This is a genomic window from Sphingobacterium sp. HMA12, from assembly GCF_002933815.1.
Lineage (GTDB): Bacteria > Bacteroidota > Bacteroidia > Sphingobacteriales > Sphingobacteriaceae > Sphingobacterium.
The window spans coordinates 43,958-61,556 of the sequence record NZ_BEYR01000006.1; the positions used below are offsets into that span (position 1 = coordinate 43,958).

A 17,599-nucleotide genomic window follows, 5' to 3' on the forward strand; every position below is an offset into this window, starting at 1 on the left:
ATGAATTTTAATAGAAGAAGGTTTTTAGAAGCGCTAGCACTGGCGGGAGTTACATTACCCAATATTAGCGTCGCTAAAGAAAAAGCAGCAGAAAATCCGCAAGGAGATTTTAGTTTTATAGTGCCTGCTTATTTACAGAATCAGACGGCAAACGGCATAAGCATTTTTACGATTCTGAATAAACCCGCATTGGCCTGGCTTGAAATCCTTGACAGTACCGGGAATGTACAGCAAACGGTCCACCAATCCGAAGATGGTATGATTAATGCAAATACAGATTTCTTTCACTTCACGATCGATGAAGCACCCCGATCTTTCCGCTATCGTGTCCGGGCAAAGGAAATCCAAAAATTTGATCCGTATAAGATTGAATATGCCCAAGAAATCCAAACACCAATCTTTGAGGCCAAACTGGCAAAAAACGATCAAGAGCAAATCCGTTGCCTGGTCTATAACGATGTTCATGAAGAAAAAAGTAGCTATCGTGATCTTCTACCAAATCAAGATACCTCAATCTTTGATTTCTTTGTCCTGAATGGAGATTCCTTTCACTATGTGAGCAATCAGGAGGATATTACAGAAAAATTACTGAAACCCATCGAATTCTTCGCTACGGAGAAACCTTTTATTATGAATCGTGGTAACCATGAAACGAGAGGTTCTTTTGCCCGCAATTTCAAACGATACTTTGGTTATCCCAATAATAAATACTATCAAGCTTTCAAAAGAGGTCCTATTTTCTGGATCATGCTGGACAGCGGTGAAGATAAACCTGACAACCACGAAGTATATGCCGGTACCGTAGATTATGACAATTACAGAAAAGAACAGGCTAAGTGGCTCGAAACTGTCTTACAGTCCAAGGAAAGAAAATCTGCACAACATACCGTGGTTATCAGCCATATTCCTATATTCCATTCAGACGATTGGCATGGCACGTTGCATAATCGGGAATGCTTCCATCCTTTATTTCAGAAATATAAAATAGACGTGATGGTCTCAGGACATACGCACCAATATGGGTACTACCCCGCAGATAAAGATCATAATTACCCTGTATTTATCGGTGGTGGTCCAAAAGCAGGCAAAAGGACAATTATTGATATTTCGGGATCCACAAAATCACTGGCTATCCGTATGACCCGTGACGATGGAACTGAATTAGGACAGTTTAAAAAATAAAAGGCAGTCCAGTAATGGACTGCCTTCTTTGGATATACCCGTTTCCTATCGGCATCAGCTTATACAAAACCTTACCCATTCGTAGCGGACAAACCTTTAGGTATTTTTATTCACCTTTTTCTAAGAAAGGATATCTATAATCCGTATCCGGATTGAATGTTTCTTTGATTGTACGGGGAGAGACCCAACGTAACAAATTGATCATAGATCCAGCTTTGTCGTTTGTACCTGAACCCCTCGCACCGCCAAATGGCTGTTGCCCTACCACAGCACCAGTACATTTATCATTCACATAGAAGTTACCCGCAGCATGTCTTAATTTATCTGTAGCTAAATTAATGGCATAGCGGTCTTGTGCGATAATAGAACCGGTCAATGCATAGATAGAGGTTTTATCAACGATATCTAATGTTTCTTCGAACTTAGCGTCCTCATAAACATATACGGACAATACCGGACCGAACAATTCTTCAACCATTGTTTCGTAGTCTGGCTTAGCAGCCGCAATGATTGTTGGATGAATGAAGTAGCCTTTAGACTTATCATAAGTACCACCAACGACGATCTCTGCTTCATTGGACTCTTTCGCACGATCGATGTATTTTGCTAATTTATCAAATGACTTCTCATCGATAACGGCATTGATAAAATTTGTAAAATCTTCTGTTCCACCAATTGTAAATGACTTCACGTCGTTAGTCATTGACTCTTTTAATGCTGGCCACAATGATTTAGGAATATATGCACGTGATGCTGCTGAACATTTCTGACCTTGATATTCAAATGCACCACGAACCAAAGCTGTATTTGCAGCTTTTAGATCTGCTGAAGGGTGCACAACGATAAAGTCTTTACCACCTGTCTCACCGACAATACGTGGATAAGTTTTGTAACGGTGAATATTGTCACCGATTGTTTTCCAGATATCCTGAAATACACCCGTTGAACCAGTAAAGTGGATACCAGCGAAATCAGGATGTTGGAAAATCACATCACCGGCATCTGGTCCCGAAACATACACCAAATTGATGACACCATCCGGAAGTCCAGCTTCACGGAAGATTTTCATCAGTACGTTTGCCGAGTAGATCTGCGTATTAGATGGTTTCCATACAACAACATTTCCCATCATGGCAACACATGATGGCAAGTTACCCGCAATAGCTGTAAAATTGAATGGTGTCAGTGCAAACACAAATCCTTCAAGCGGGCGTTGTTCCACACGGTTCCATACACCTTTGCCAGATACAGGAGGTTGTTGTTTATAGATTTCACTCATGTATTGCACATTGAAACGCAAGAAATCTATGATCTCACAGGCAGAGTCAATTTCCGCTTGATATGGGTTCTTCGATTGCCCCAACATTGTTGCCGCATTTAACTCATAACGGTATTTCCCTGAAATCAATTCAGCTGCTTTTAAGAATACTGCCGCACGATCTTCCCATGCTAGATTTTCCCAATCTTTTTTAGCCGCCAGAGCAGCATTGATTGCATCTGTTACATGAGATTTCTCACCTTGATTGTATTGACCTAAGATATGTTGGTGGTCATGTGGAGGAGCTATAGTTACTTTTTTTGAAGTAGTCACTTCTTTACCGCCAATATACATTGGGATATCAATTTGTTTCGAACGTGCCTCATCAATTGCTGCTTTCAACAACTTACGTTCTTTCGTTCCGACAGCGTAAGTATACACCGGTTCATTTGCAGGAACAGGAACTGTAAAAAATCCTTTAGACATATTACAATTATTTATTATTCAACTTTTTAGCACCATACTAAATGGCGCCAATAGGAGTAAAATTACCTTAAATTTTATGAATACCCAAAGTTACTCTCCTTCTTTGAGCACCTTGGAAAAGATACGTTTAAATTTTTCCAATTTCGGTTTAATGACTAATTGACAATAAGGTTCCTTCCCATTTAACCTATAATAATCTTGATGATAGTCTTCTGCGGGGTAAAATATACTTGCGGGAACGACTTCCGTTACAATGGGTTGTTGGTAAACTTTCTCTTTAGTCAGCTCCATAATATAAAACTGTACTTTATCCAGTTGCTCCTTACTATGGACAAATATAGCCGAACGATATTGTGTTCCCACATCATTTCCCTGACGGTTGAGCTGTGTAGGATCATGCGCTACAAAAAAGGCTTCCACTAATTTATCGTAACTGATCACTTTCGGATCATAAATAATATTGGTTGCTTCGGCATGTCCCGTATTACCGGTACAGACCTGAGCATAGCTGGGATTGGCGACCCATCCGCCGGTATAGCCAGAAACAACTTTTTGTACGCCTTTCAACTCCTTAAACTGCGCTTCGGTACACCAGAAGCAGCCCGCAGCAAATGTAGCCGTATCAAGGCTTCCCGTACCTCTCAACGGAAGCTTAGAAAAATCTGATTTTGCAGCCTTGGGATCCTGTGCATGGCAAGAACTCAACAAAAAAATCGCTGCAACAATTACGCTAACATATTTCATTGTCCTATAATTACTTTGTGGATTGATAAAGAGCCCAGTCGCCAATAATTCGCCTAAAAGTCTATAATAATACACCTGACGGCAAATTACAAAAACATATGCCCTCCTAGCACTGTATCCCTTAAAACAAAGAAGCGACAATAAATTATTATTGTCGCTTCCTTTTGTACTATCTAAATGATCAATTATTTTGCTGCAGCATAATTTTGTGCTACGGCATCCCAATTGATCACATTAAAGATTTCCTCCAAGTAAGCCGGACGCTTATTTTGGAATTTCAAGTAATACGCATGTTCCCAAACGTCAATACCTAAAACTGGTGTTCCTTTTACTTCTGCTACGTCCATCAAAGGATTATCTTGATTTGGAGTCGAAGTCACTGCCAATTTGCCATCAGCACCAACGATCAACCAAGCCCAACCTGATCCAAAACGTGTAGCACCAGCAGCTTGAAGTTGTTTTTTCAACTCGTCAAATGAACCGAAAGTAGCATTGATCGCTTCTGCCAATTCACCTGTAGGAGCTCCGCCGGCATTTGGACCTAAAACTTTCCAAAACAAAGAGTGGTTGTAGTGACCACCACCATTATTACGTACCGCTGCTGAATATTTGCTCACATTCTTTATAATATCTAATAAAGATAAGTTTTCTGCATCTGTTCCTGCGATAGCTTTATTTAAATTGTCCACGTATGCCTGATGATGTCTGTCATGGTGGATTTCCATTGTAGTCTTGTCAATATGTGGTTCTAATGCGTCGGCTGCGTATGGTAACGCTTCTAATTCAAATGCCATATCTATTTTAATTTAAATGTTTATTACTTCGTTTATGTATACAAATATAACACAATATAGCCTGTTATGTTTTTATGTGTTACAATAAATTCAATATTTCGTTAGCGTTTTTGACGAAAAAATGATTTTACCAAATCGGCACATTCCTCCTGCAAAACACCTTGGGTAACGACAGTCTTCGGGTGTAAGATCTTATCGTGAAAATGAGAATAACCACGCTTTTCATCCTTGGCTCCATAAACAATTTTACTGATATGTGTCCAGTAAGCTGCTCCAGCGCACATGATGCAGGGTTCAATAGTCACGTACAATGTGCAATCGTCCAGATATTTTCCGCCAATATAGTTTGCTGCTGCTGTAAAGGCCTGCATTTCGGCATGAGCGGTGACATCATTCAAGCGTTGGGTAAGATTATGACCTTTACCGATAATACGGCCTTTATGTACGATAACTGCACCAATAGGAACCTCACCTTCTTCAAAAGCCTTTTTCGCTTCATTTAATGCCATCCGCATAAATGATTCATCACTATCCATTAACTGTGTTCCTTCAAAATCTATAAATGTCATGCCACAAACTTAGCTAAGTTTCGATCCATTTGGTAATTTTCTATCCACAGAAGTCAAAATAATATCCCCATGCTCATCTGCAAATCCCGTCACCAAACATTCAGAGAAAAAATTGGCAATCTGTTTCTTTGGGAAGTTTACCACTGCGACAACTTGTTTACCGATCAACTCTTCTTTCCTATAATGTACTGTAATCTGGGCACTGCTCTGTAATATGCCAATTTCGGTTCCAAAATCTAGTGTCAGCTGATAAGCTGGCTTTTTTGCTTTTGGAAAATCCTTTACCTCCAAAATGGTTCCGACCCGTAAATCTACTTTTTCAAAATCTGTCCAGCTGATGCTGTCACTCATAATCTATTGCTATTAATGTCCTGAATTTCCTTTCCTATTGTAAATATTATATAAGAGGGTTTGCGTCTTAAACGCGACGAGAGTTTATGGATCAATTTATCCTCTTCACCTGCTTGAAAAGCTAAATCTTCGTCGCTCAAATGATTGTACTTGCGACGGAGTTTTTCTTTGGCAACCTGCCATTGTTCTTCGTTAATTTTCAGCATAACTATGATTTAGGTATAAAATTTGTATATCTTTACCAAACTTGTGAAAGTTTATTTAAAGATACAATATATACATAAATAAAAGATTATGAAAAAGATTTTACCAGCATTACTCTTGATTTGTGGTAGCGTAGCAACGGCACAAGCCCAGCTTTTGCCTGGATTTGAGGTCGGTTTAAAAGGTGCCTTAAACTTCTCAAAGTTTAAAAGCGATGGCAAATATTTCAATTCCGACAATAAAGCGGGGTATCAGGCCGGTCTTTATGGTCGTGTTGGCGTTTTAGGGTTTCACGTTCAGCCTGAGGTCTATTTAACAGGAAAAAACACAAAAGTAACTAATTCTGAAGGAGAATCAACCGACGTTAAATTTACAACTGTTGACATTCCTGTGCTATTAGGTAAACGTTTTGGTTTAGGCCCAATTGGTGCGCGAATCCAGACCGGTCCAATCTTTTCTTTTAAAGTAGATGATAAACAAGATAAGGTAATTGCCAACTTAGATCCAAATAACTACAAGAAGAGCGGCACAGCTTGGGCATTTGGCGTCGGTGCAGATATTTCAAGCTTACGTGTAGATGTACGTTACGAGATGGGATTGAACAAAGTAAACAACGAAAGTCAGGCAAATCCTAAAATCAATATGTGGAGCATCGGTTTGGGCTATAGATTATTCAGTATTCTATAGTTTATAAACCACTGTTCATATGACATCAAAAAGTCCGTTTTTATCCAAAACGGACTTTTTATTTTAACAAACTTTAGAACCGTTCTAAATTATTCCTTTTTCTTGTCAAAATGGTATCATATTTAATAGCAAATAGTAGATTTGCCTAATTAAAATTAAATTACAAGGATAATGAGTAAATCAAAGCCAGTTTTCAGTTCTTCGATTGGGAAGAAGCTAATCATGAGCTTAACAGGAATCTTCCTATGTTTATTCCTAGTTGTTCACTTGGTTGGTAACTTGCAATTATTTAAAGATGATGCGGGTCTAGCGTTCAACAAATACGCTTATTTCATGACTCACTTTACACCAATCAAAGTTGTTTCTTACTTATTGTACGCTTCGGTCATCGTTCACGTCATCTACGCCATTACATTGTCGATGAAAAACAAAGCCGCCCGTCCTATTGGTTATGCCAAATATGATGGTCAAGCAAACAGTAAATGGAATTCACGCAACATGGGTATCTTAGGTACTGTCATTTTAGTATTCTTAGCGACACACATGTCTAATTTTTGGTGGAAGTTTCACAATGACGAAGTACCTTACATCGAATACCGTACTGATTTGGCAACGGGACAAACAACAGCTAGAGAACTTCAAGCTTCTGAATTCCACGACTACCAAGAAACGGTAGAAAACAACGTTCAAATCTTAAAAGCCAGAGATTTGTACAAACAAGTTGACTTTGCCTTCAAAAATATGGCTTTAGTTGCTTTGTACGTTATTGCCATGGCGGCTTTGGCATTCCACTTAATTCATGGTTTCCAATCTGCATTCCAAACTTTGGGTTTTAACCACAGAAGATATATTGGAATTATCAGAGCAATCGGAGTTTGGGTATTTGGGGTATTAATTCCAATTGGCTTTGCAATAATGCCATTGTTTTTCTTCTTTAAATAATTCAGAATCTTTTAAGATGGGGTTTAGGCCTTATCGTTCAATATAAAATTAAGAGATATGTTAGATTCAAAAGTACCAGCGGGCCCATTAGCCCAAAAGTGGTCAAATCATAAATTTAATCTTAAGTTGGTTAACCCTGCTAACAAACGTAAATTTACCGTTATCGTTGTTGGTACAGGTCTTGCTGGTGCATCTGCAGCAGCATCGTTAGCTGAGTTAGGATACAATGTAATTACCTTCTGTTACCAAGATTCACCTCGTCGTGCGCACTCAATTGCGGCACAAGGTGGTATTAATGCGGCAAAGAGCTACCAAAATGATGGTGACTCTGTGTTCCGTTTATTTTACGATACAATCAAAGGTGGTGACTACCGTTCACGTGAAGCAAACGTTTACCGTTTGGCCGAAGTATCTGTAAACATCATCGACCAATGTGTTGCGCAAGGTGTTCCTTTTGCACGTGAATATGGAGGTTTATTAGATAACCGTTCCTTCGGTGGTGCTCAGGTAAGCCGTACGTTCTATGCGCGTGGTCAAACTGGACAACAATTGTTGTTAGGTGCGTATTCAGCATTGAACCGTCAAATCAAAAAAGGAAAAGTAAAATCATATACCCGTCACGAGATGTTGGATCTGGTCATGATCGATGGTCATGCCAAAGGTATCGTAACTCGTGACTTGGTATCAGGTAAAGTTGAAACACATGCAGCACATGCTGTATTGATGTGTACTGGTGGTTACGGTAACGTATTCTTCTTGTCTACAAATGCAATGGGATGTAACGTTACAGCAGCTTGGAGAGCACACAAACGTGGTGCTTACTTCGCTAACCCTTGTTATACACAGATTCACCCAACTTGTATTCCTGTAACTGGAGATCACCAGTCTAAATTGACGTTGATGTCAGAGTCATTACGTAACGATGGTCGTGTATGGGTTCCTAAGACGCAAGAAATGGCTGAAAGATTACGTAAAGGTGAAATCAAAGCTAACGACATCAAGGAAGATGACAGAGATTACTTCTTGGAACGTAAATACCCTTCATTCGGTAACTTAGTACCCCGTGACGTAGCATCACGTAATGCAAAAGAAGCTGTTGATGATGGTCGTGGTGTTGGTAAAACTGGTTTTGCCGTATTCTTGGATTTCAAAGAAGCTATCGGCCGTCTAGGCGAAGATGCTGTACGTGCTAAATACGGTAACTTATTTGACATGTACTACCAAATCACTGACGAGAACCCTTACAAACAACCAATGCGTATATACCCTGCTGTTCACTATACAATGGGTGGTGTATGGGTCGACTACAACTTGATGACTACAATCCCAGGTTTGTATGCTCTAGGTGAGTGTAACTTCTCTGACCACGGTGCAAACCGCTTAGGTGCTTCGGCATTGATGCAAGGTCTTGCTGATGGTTATTTCGTGATCCCTTACACTGTGGGTGATTACTTAGCTAAACTAGGTTCTTTCGCACCAGTAGATCACAATCATCCTGCATTCGAATCTACTCGTAAAGAAGTTGAAGAGAAAATCAACAAATTGCTATCCCTAAACGGTACTCAAACTGTTGATGATATCCACAAAAAATTAGGTCTCATTATGTGGGAATACTGTGGTATGGCACGTACTGCTGAAGGATTACAGAAAGCACAAGGTTTGATCCAAGAGTTGAAAAAAGAATTCTGGACTAACGTTAGAGTTCTTGGAGAGAACGAAGAGCTAAATCTTTCTTTAGAGAAAGCTGGCCGTGTAGCTGACTTCTTGGAATTAGGTGAATTAATGGTTGTTGATGCATTGCAACGCGCTGAGTCTTGTGGTGGTCACTTCCGTCTAGAGAGCCAAACTGAAGAAGGTGAAGCAAAACGTAATGACGAAGAATTTGCTTATGTATCTGCATGGGAGTACAAAGGAGACAATGTACCTGAGGAATTACATAAGGAAGACTTGGTATTCGAGAACGTTCAGTTAACACAAAGAAGTTATAAATAAGAAGGAAAATTATCATGGCACAACATATGAATTTAACGCTGAAAGTTTGGCGTCAAAAAAATGATAAAGATAAAGGTCAATTTGTAACTTATCAGGCAAACGACATCGCTGATGATATGTCTTTCTTAGAGATGCTTGATATTGTGAATGAGGAATTGACCCGTAAAGGTGAAGACCCTGTATATTTCGACCACGACTGTCGTGAAGGTATCTGCGGGATGTGTTCATTAGTAATCAATGGTCGCCCTCATGGTCCTAAAGAAGGTACGACAACATGTCAATTGCACATGCGTAGCTTCCATGACGGACAAACGATCGTAATCGAACCTTGGAGAGCTGCTGCGTTTCCAGTATTGAAAGATCTTGCTGTTGACCGTACTGCTTTTGATCGCATTCAACAAGCAGGTGGATATGTGAACATCAACACAGGTGGTGTTCCTGACGCCAACGTAATTCCTATTCCGAAACGTATTGCAGACGAAGCTTTTGAATCTGCTACTTGTATCGGTTGTGGTGCTTGTGTTGCAGCTTGTAAAAATGCCTCTGCAATGTTATTCGTATCGGCTAAAGTATCCCAATTTGCATTATTGCCTCAGGGTCAAACTGAGCGTTACGAACGTGCGCAAGCAATGGTTGATCAAATGGATGCTGAAGGATTCGGTAACTGTACCAACACTGGTGCTTGTGAAGCCGAATGTCCAGTAGGTATTAAATTAACGAATATAGCTCGTTTAAATCGTGAGTACTTGACTGCTAAAATTTTCAAACAGGAAGAACCACACGCATAAGCATTTTTAGAATAAAATAATATAAAAGTCCTTGTCCTAAGAAAGCAAGGACTTTTTTTTATATTTACAATAATGTAAATTGACTAACGTGAATTCTGGTATAAAAATTCGTTTACTTCTACTGATCTTAACACTATGCTTTATAGGAACAGCTATCACCATCAAAGAATCTGTTACAAATAAGGAAATACTCGACATTGATACCAAATCACTCAATGATTATGTCTCCGAACAGGAAAAAAAGGTAGACCGTATTTTTAAGGATTCCTTATTACTCAAAACATTTAAGAATTACGATCAATATCCCATAGCGGTCTATCAAGCTTTCGAAAGGTATAAAAATGATCAACAGGTTTATCTTTTCCTCTTTAAGGATCATCAACCCAAGATGTGGAGCACAAATTTATTTGTTCCCATCACCGATCAGGGCTTCTTAGAAAAATCCAATTTCGTACAGGATGACAATCGGTCCTACGTCGTTCGTAAAAAAACAATCGGAAATATAAGCATACTTGCCTATATCCTTGTTAAGCCTTATACCAACAACAACAACCCCTATTTAAACTCTTCGCTGCGCAGAAACTTTTTTGATACGCGAAACATCGACATTGCTTCTTATACGGATACTGTAGCCATCAAAAATATCTACAGCAATGAGGGCTCCTATCTATTTTCAGTGAAGCTTAAAGATGGCGAGCATGAAAATATCTATACCATCTTACAGTTCTTTTGCTGGTTACTGGCATGGATTGCGCTATTGATTTTCTTTAACAGCCTTAGCCTGCACTTGGCAAAGACTAAAAGGGCCTGGTGGGCAATAGTGCTATTGGCTGGCATATTTGTCCTGGTCAAATTTGCAGACCTGAAATGGAATCTGCTCTCCGAAAATGCTACCTTTGCTATATTTGACTCCCGAAACTATGCCTATAATAGGTTCTTCCCCAATATTTGGTCGGTATTATCCACTACAATATTGATCCTATGGTGGATGCTATTTATCTATTCCATTCGGAAAGAACTCAATTTTGATAAAATCAAAAACATCCGGCTCTTCAAACTACCTATCGCCATTGGCTTTATACTGAGTATTTATCTCGCCTTTGCACTTTTATATGATATTGCAGGAACATTGATCACCCATTCAAATAATATCTATTTTGATTTCACCAAACTTGTTGACCTGCATTTCCTGAGTTGGGTAGACCTCGGTATTGTCGGAATGGGGATACTAGCATTAAGTATTTACATAGACCTGGTATTGTTCTTTCTTAAAAAGTTAGAACTAAAACCTACCCAGTTGTTAAATATCCAATTGGCCAGTGTTATTTTCGTTATTCTCATTATCTCCATTTACATTGAGAAGAATAGCTTGGTCAATCTGCTTTTAGCCCTGATTATCCTAATCAAATCTTTCGGCGAAAAATATTTTGACAGGCACGTGCTGACCAATTATATTGCCGTTCTGATCCTTTGGGCGATCATAAGTACAATTACGCATGCACGCTTCTATCAGGAGCGGGATCTTATCGATATGAAGATATTATTGAGTAATCTGCAATCAGAAGATGACGTCAATGCCGTTTCATTATTTTCAGATATCGAGAGCGGAATCGCCAATGATAAAGAATTAAAACATTTGTTCAACATCAGCTTACCCAATACAAATACGGAGGGAATCAATGATTTTATCAAGAAAAAATACTTTAGCGGGTATCTTTCAAAATATGAATTTAAGACATATTACTATGATCAAAATAATATTCCATTAAATCCGAACAGTCAAAATAAGATTAATGAATATCGAGAGAAAGTAATCAATAAATCGATTAAGGTTACTCAAAATTTCTACCGGGCCAGTGCTGAACTTGGAACCCACGAATACTTTTCAATTATTCCTGTAACAATCGATAAGAATAGGATTGTTAACGTGATCATTAATCTATCCAATAAGGATTTCAGTTATACGGTGCCTTATCCTGAGATACTCACAGATATGCGGATAAATAATTCGCAATATTATAATAAAGGAGAATATTCTATCGCCTTGTATAAAGGAGGTTCACTTGTCACACAATTTGGCAAGTACACCTATGAAAATAACCTTCGCGGTTTAAAAGGGACACCGGGAGAATATATTGAGGTACTGGATCGGGATGCCTATCTTCACATGGCCTATGTTGCCAATACCTTTTCAACTTATGTCATTAGCAAACAGAAACCATCCTTTTGGGATTATGTCGCGACATCCTCCTTCCTGTTTTTGGTGTTTTTCATGATTTTCATGTTTTTTCATTATGCAACTTCCTTTTATATCTTTCTGAAGAATACAAAATTGACGTTCCGCAACTTGAAATATCAATTCTATAAAATCATCAATAAAATACAGTATTCTACGCGCATCCAGACCTCGATTATTTCCTCGGTTATCTTGGCCATTCTGATATCGGCCGTGATCTCGTATATCAGTATCAATAAACAGCTCTACAACAACAATAGAAACAGTAAAGAGCGTTTCATTATCGAACTGGGCAAACGGATGGAAAATATGTTGCCCAATACGGACGAAGTGTCCAATGAAAATCAGCTCATTAGTATTCTAAAGACTTTATCTGAGACCATATCCAAGGATTTCAACCTGTACTCAAAATCAGGCCGTTTATTGTACAGTTCTCAACGTCGAATTTATGACTTGGAACTCTTCTCCACATTCATCAATCCGGCAGCGCTCAAAAACCTCTCGTTACTTAAAAAATCAGAGACAATTGAAGATGAGCGAATCGGAACCTTTCAATTTGAAACAAGTTATGCCACAATAAGGGATAAAGACTACAGTACTGTCGCCTATATAGGCATTCCGAATTTCTCCCTTCAAAAGGAAGAGAATACCAATAAAAATTTACTACTTAATACGATCGTCAATATTTATTCGCTCATTATCATTGGCTTCGGTTTCTATGCCACTTTTGTAGCCAACAGTGTGACCAATCCGCTCAGCATTATCAGTAGAAAGATCTCCCAGCTTCGATTAGGACAACCCAACGAACCTTTATTCTGGCAACGAAACGATGAAATAGGTACATTGATCAAAGAGTATAACCTTATGATCATAAAACTGGAGGACTATGCCAATAAGATCAAGGATACCGAACGTGAATCAACCTGGCGTGAGATGGCGCAGCAGATTGCCCATGAAATTAAAAATCCGCTGACGCCAATGAAATTAGGCATACAACAACTTCGACGATCGTATAAAGACGATGATCCGAAGTTTCCGGATCGTTTCAATAAGTTCTCAACCTCATTTATTGAGCAGATCGATGCCTTGACACAGATTGCTTCAGAGTTTTCCCACTTTGCGAAATTCCCAACAACCGTGATGGAGAATATCAATATCGTTGAAAAAATTGCGAAATCCATATCACTCTATAATAATACACCAAATGTTAATATCCGATTAATAAATAATGCCGATCAGAAAACACTGATTGTTAAAGCCGATGGCAACGAGCTCCTACGGACATTCAATAATTTGATAAAGAATGCCATTGAGGGCGGATATGGACGAAAAAACATGAAGATAGAAATATCCATCGAACGATACTCGGACAAGTTTGTAAAGATAGATGTCAAGGACAATGGTTATGGAATACCCGAAGGAATGAAAGATCAAATATTCCAGATCAACTTCACGACAAAAAGTTCGGGAAATGGTTTAGGTTTAGTACTTGTGAAGAAAACCATAGAAGCTAGTAACGGACAGATCTATTTTGAAACCACGGAGGGAGAGGGAACCACTTTTCATATCCTACTTCCCCTACAGCAAATAGAATCTTAATTAAAATGGTGTGGGAATGAACTTATCTCATCAAGAGCTCCTTATTTTTTAAACAAAAGAAAGCTGTCTGTGAACATATAGAAAGCTATACCAATTTCAATGGCTTTTGTATGCGGAAGCTTAGTAAAGTAGATATTGAATTGGCTGATGTGCAATTGTTCTCCATCTTAGGGCATAGGCAAACAGGATCATCACATAATACCATTTCGCAACTTCCTTGCCCCTTTTAGGCTAAATAATATCTTCATGTAAGTCTAATCTTAAAGAATTTCATTTGTGCCGTAAAAGTAAATGGCAAAAAGATCTTAAAACCAAAAGGGATAAATTAAACAGCCTGCAAAAGATAGAACGGGCATCCCTATGGGACGCCCGTTCTATCTTTTTTATTATAATACTGCTTTATTAACGCAATACCACCGTGGATCTGCCCATGATGGCATTATCTTCGTAAAGTAATACCGTATATGCTCCTTTGGTAAAACCATTCTCAGCAGCCCAATACACAATATAATCCTCCCCTTTATTCGTAAACAAAATATTATGCTTAAAGGTATATTGCAATTTTTCACCATGAACAAAGAAAATATTATCTCCCTGAACAACTAGATTACCTTGCGGATCGATGATTCTTACATAGATGTCACGCTCGCCATTCTTTGCCAGCGCGTTATCGGCAACAGTAAAATTGATTTTCAGCTTATCCACACGCTTTGCCCGTTCTTCAACAGACTCCTTACCATTTTTTTTGACCTCAAGTCCATTAATGCTGATACTTGAAACCTTTAAAGCAGATGCTGTTGTCACTTTTTCTTTCAATTCAGAATTAGTCGTTGTCAAAGAAGTGATTTGTTTATTTTTCTCGACAACAGATTCATTCAAATTTGAATTCTGCTTTGATAAAATTTGATTTTCCTGAATCAATCGTTGAACATCAACACGATAGTTGTCAACTTGCTTCTTTAACAGATTGATTTTACGTTGTGCGTCGTCAATATCTTTAGGAGTAATGCTCTTATTCTCAAGCTTTTTTCGTAGCTCAGCAATTTCTGTTCGTGAATCATCCTTTTGCACCGTCATCTCAGGAGTCAATTGAACATTTTCAACGTCAATCTTATCCAACTCGGCTTCTATCCGATCGATCTGTACCTGAAGGTTTTCTTTTTCTACGGTTAAGGCATAGACTTTCTCTCCGTTCGTCTTAAACTTAACATAAAAATATATATTCGTTGCTAGTAACGCTGCTATCGCAATGATGAAGAAATATACTTTAGAAGAATCTCTCTTCTTTTCGTCTTCCTTCTTATTCGAAACAACCTCTGAATTCATCATAATACACTGTCATATTCATCGTATGAATTCATTGATTCATACCAATAAATGTTTAAACAAAAATTATTCCAGTTTTATTTTTCCCTTATCAATTATGAATTATTCAAAATAGTTCAGTGTCTGAAAACCACCTTGTTTCAAATATTCCTCCTTTCGCATCAGATGCAGATCTGATTGTACCATATCTGTTACGAGCATCTGGAGGTTATATTTAGGTTTCCAGCCTAGTTTGGTATTCGCTTTGGTAGGATCTCCAATAAGTAAATCAACTTCTGTTGGCCGGTAATAAGCCGGGTCTACTTTAACGACTGTTTGCCCAAACTTAATCTGCGATTTATCAATATTCAATTCAGCCAAACGCTCCTCATCAACATCAATAATCACCCCTTTTTCTTGCTCCCCTTTCCCGCTGAATTCAATTTCAATCCCAAGTTCGGCAAAAGCTAAACGGACGAAATCTCTGACCGTTGTGGTAACTCCGGTCGCAATAACAAAATCTTCAGGTTGTTCCTGCTGGAGAATCAACCACATCGCTTCAACATAATCTTTCGCATGTCCCCAATCCCGTTGAGCCGAAAGATTTCCCAGATAGAGCTTGTCCTGCAATCCTAACGCAATTTTTGCAACAGCGCGGGTTATTTTACGCGTTACAAATGTCTCGCCCCGAACAGGACTTTCATGATTGAACAAAATACCGTTACATGCATACATGTTATAAGCTTCGCGGTAATTAACAGTAATCCAGTAGCCATACATTTTTGCTACAGCATAAGGGCTTCGTGGATAAAAAGGAGTGGTTTCACTTTGCGGTACCGCTTGCACCAGACCATATAGCTCAGAAGTTGAGGCCTGATAAATACGTGTCTTCTCAATCATTCCCAGTAATCTGACTGCTTCCAATATACGAAGTGTACCAATACCGTCGGCATTGGCAGTATATTCGGGGGTATCAAAACTTACTTTAACGTGGGATTGTGCCGCTAGATTATAAATCTCATCCGGTTGTGTCTCCTGAATAACGCGGATCAAATTGGTCGAATCAGTCAAATCACCAAAATGCAATGTAAAATTTCTATTGTCAAGATGGGGATCTTGATAAAGGTGATCAATACGATCTGTATTGAAAAGGGAACTCCGGCGTTTAAGGCCATGTACCCTATAACCTTTTTTCAATAGGAATTCTGCTAAATAGGCACCATCTTGACCTGTAATACCTGTTATCAATGCAGTTTTCGTGTTTTGTTCAGCCATATTTCTATCTATATTGAGCAATTCCTAACTTTGTCGCTGGGAATCATGCTATTTTTCATCCGATAAATCTGTTCAACTCCGCTCCCAATATGAATAAATCATGATGGTTTCGGAGTGTAAAAGTATTAAATTTTCAACAAAAAAAGCCATAGGATTTCCTATAGCTTTTCGTTATTCTATTTTTCTCGTTTATGTTAGTTTGCGCGGGAAAAATTAAACACCAAATATGCTTCACCATTGGCAACTGTCAACGGCATTTTCATGACTAATTTATTGCCATCAGAATAAGACAGATCCAAGCGGTAACCTGTAGTTACGTTTTTGGCTTTGTCCCCTGCATAGATCTTTTTAAATTGGAATTGTGGCTCACCTAAACCTTTTCCAGGATTATAGATAGACCAAAAGATCTCGCGTGACGCACCCGGAGCACATAAAGTCCCTTGCGCGTTGAACGTGATTGATCCCTTTCCATTTCCAATAAAATTCCATGAACTACCAACAAAACACTCCGCTGGAGCTTCTTCAAAGACGCTTTTAATGGTAAACGTAGAAGGTAAATTTTCTCTATCGATTGAATTCAGTGTCCAAGTTCCTTTCACAGCAGATTTCCAATCTGAGGCACTAGGTCCCGAAGCCGCACTTGTATTGGAAGAACCATTACCAGGATTTCCAGATGATGTACCTTGCTTTTGTGCACCACAAGAGAATAAGGACACCGTAGCAAAAATAGTTGCTAATGATAAAACGAATCGATTCATATGTCTAAATTTTAATTTCAAATTGTATTTTTGGAGTAAATTAATCCACAAATCATGAAGATTACAGCCAAAAATCATACCATAAGCAAAATAATTGCAAAAACTCTTTTGAGGTTATTCATTATTCTCCTGGCCTTCGCCACCTATCCTCTTTTTCTGGGGCAGGAAGCTAAGGCAAAATTAAGTCAAATCAGCCTCGCTTTCACAAATAAGGTTTCTTTCATCGCCCCTATCTTACTATTTTGCTTTATCGTCGGATTAATGATTGCTGTGCTAAAACACAAATATAATAGAATTGACCTAAATTGGCTATTTTCTCTTGCGACAATATTCGGCATTTTATATTTGATATTATTGTATTCAAGAATTTACCCAACTATCGCTTAGGTGCAATTGCACAATTCGACAAAGTTCCTAACTTTGAATTTT

At 38.6% G+C, this 17,599-nt stretch carries 16 protein-coding genes; 7 read left to right on the top strand and 9 right to left on the bottom strand.

The annotated features are described in order from the left end of the window. Positions 1–1,182 (top strand): metallophosphoesterase, encoded by a 1,182-nt coding sequence (locus tag HMAT_RS22875; protein WP_104385176.1) that lies wholly within the window; start codon positions 1–3, stop codon positions 1,180–1,182. A 106-nt stretch (positions 1,183–1,288) separates the two neighbouring features. Here the strand turns inward: HMAT_RS22875 and pruA are convergent, their stop codons facing one another. The 6 genes from pruA to HMAT_RS22905 all read right to left on the bottom strand — a co-directional run bounded on the left by pruA (position 1,289) and on the right by HMAT_RS22905 (position 5,590). Then, positions 1,289–2,926, bottom strand: a complete 1,638-nt coding sequence (pruA, locus tag HMAT_RS22880; RefSeq protein ID WP_104385177.1) for an L-glutamate gamma-semialdehyde dehydrogenase — start codon at positions 2,924–2,926, stop codon at positions 1,289–1,291. A gap of 90 nt (positions 2,927–3,016) precedes the next feature. Then, positions 3,017–3,670: a peptide-methionine (S)-S-oxide reductase MsrA gene (msrA, locus tag HMAT_RS22885; RefSeq protein WP_104385178.1), complete on the bottom strand. Its 654-nt coding sequence runs from the start codon at positions 3,668–3,670 to the stop codon at positions 3,017–3,019. Positions 3,671–3,855: 185 nt separating this feature from the next. Further along, complete coding sequence (locus HMAT_RS22890) at positions 3,856–4,464, bottom strand: superoxide dismutase (protein WP_104385179.1); 609 nt, start codon at positions 4,462–4,464, stop codon at positions 3,856–3,858. Between the two features lie 101 nt (positions 4,465–4,565). Then, positions 4,566–5,033 carry a nucleoside deaminase gene (locus HMAT_RS22895; protein ID WP_104385180.1) on the bottom strand — a complete coding sequence of 156 codons (468 nt, stop codon included), beginning with the start codon at positions 5,031–5,033 and terminating at the stop codon, positions 4,566–4,568. 9 nt (positions 5,034–5,042) lie between these two features. After that, the gene (locus HMAT_RS22900; protein WP_104385181.1) at positions 5,043–5,384 is read right to left on the bottom strand and encodes a tRNA-binding protein; all 342 of its coding nucleotides are present in this window, start codon (positions 5,382–5,384) and stop codon (positions 5,043–5,045) included. Beyond that, entirely contained in the window at positions 5,381–5,590 is a 210-nt protein-coding gene (locus HMAT_RS22905; RefSeq protein ID WP_104385182.1) for a hypothetical protein, read from the bottom strand. The genes HMAT_RS22900 and HMAT_RS22905 overlap by 4 nt, the downstream gene beginning before the upstream one ends. An 88-nt stretch (positions 5,591–5,678) precedes the next feature. Between HMAT_RS22905 and HMAT_RS22910 the strand changes: the two genes are divergently transcribed. The 5 genes from HMAT_RS22910 (at position 5,679) to HMAT_RS22930 (ending at position 13,832) form a co-directional block, all read left to right on the top strand. After that, a complete protein-coding gene (locus tag HMAT_RS22910; protein WP_104385183.1) occupies positions 5,679–6,275 on the top strand; it encodes a porin family protein in 597 nt (198 codons plus the stop codon). A 171-nt stretch (positions 6,276–6,446) separates the two neighbouring features. Continuing rightward, on the top strand, positions 6,447–7,217 hold the full coding sequence (locus HMAT_RS22915; protein WP_104385184.1) for a succinate dehydrogenase cytochrome b subunit: 771 nt from the start codon (positions 6,447–6,449) through the stop codon (positions 7,215–7,217). Between the two features lie 57 nt (positions 7,218–7,274). Beyond that, the gene (locus HMAT_RS22920) at positions 7,275–9,209 is read left to right on the top strand and encodes a fumarate reductase/succinate dehydrogenase flavoprotein subunit (protein ID WP_104385185.1); all 1,935 of its coding nucleotides are present in this window, start codon (positions 7,275–7,277) and stop codon (positions 9,207–9,209) included. Between the two features lie 14 nt (positions 9,210–9,223). Beyond that, positions 9,224–9,997 carry a succinate dehydrogenase/fumarate reductase iron-sulfur subunit gene (locus HMAT_RS22925; RefSeq protein ID WP_199768744.1) on the top strand — a complete coding sequence of 258 codons (774 nt, stop codon included), beginning with the start codon at positions 9,224–9,226 and terminating at the stop codon, positions 9,995–9,997. Between the two features lie 88 nt (positions 9,998–10,085). After that, positions 10,086–13,832, top strand: a complete 3,747-nt coding sequence (locus HMAT_RS22930) for a HAMP domain-containing sensor histidine kinase (RefSeq protein ID WP_104385186.1) — start codon at positions 10,086–10,088, stop codon at positions 13,830–13,832. A gap of 402 nt (positions 13,833–14,234) precedes the next feature. On the opposite strand, the gene HMAT_RS22935 is transcribed toward HMAT_RS22930, so the two are convergent. The 3 genes from HMAT_RS22935 to HMAT_RS22945 all read right to left on the bottom strand — a co-directional run bounded on the left by HMAT_RS22935 (position 14,235) and on the right by HMAT_RS22945 (position 17,170). Beyond that, positions 14,235–15,161, bottom strand: coding sequence for a hypothetical protein (locus tag HMAT_RS22935; RefSeq protein ID WP_104385187.1), 927 nt, complete (start codon positions 15,159–15,161; stop codon positions 14,235–14,237). Positions 15,162–15,260: 99 nt separating this feature from the next. Continuing rightward, positions 15,261–16,412, bottom strand: a complete 1,152-nt coding sequence (gmd, locus tag HMAT_RS22940; RefSeq protein WP_104385188.1) for a GDP-mannose 4,6-dehydratase — start codon at positions 16,410–16,412, stop codon at positions 15,261–15,263. 194 nt (positions 16,413–16,606) lie between these two features. Further along, positions 16,607–17,170 (bottom strand): lipocalin family protein, encoded by a 564-nt coding sequence (locus tag HMAT_RS22945; protein WP_104385398.1) that lies wholly within the window; start codon positions 17,168–17,170, stop codon positions 16,607–16,609. A gap of 54 nt (positions 17,171–17,224) precedes the next feature. On the opposite strand from HMAT_RS22945, the gene HMAT_RS22950 reads away from it, so the two are divergent. After that, the gene (locus tag HMAT_RS22950; RefSeq protein ID WP_104385189.1) at positions 17,225–17,557 is read left to right on the top strand and encodes a hypothetical protein; all 333 of its coding nucleotides are present in this window, start codon (positions 17,225–17,227) and stop codon (positions 17,555–17,557) included. Positions 17,558–17,599 lie beyond the last annotated feature (42 nt).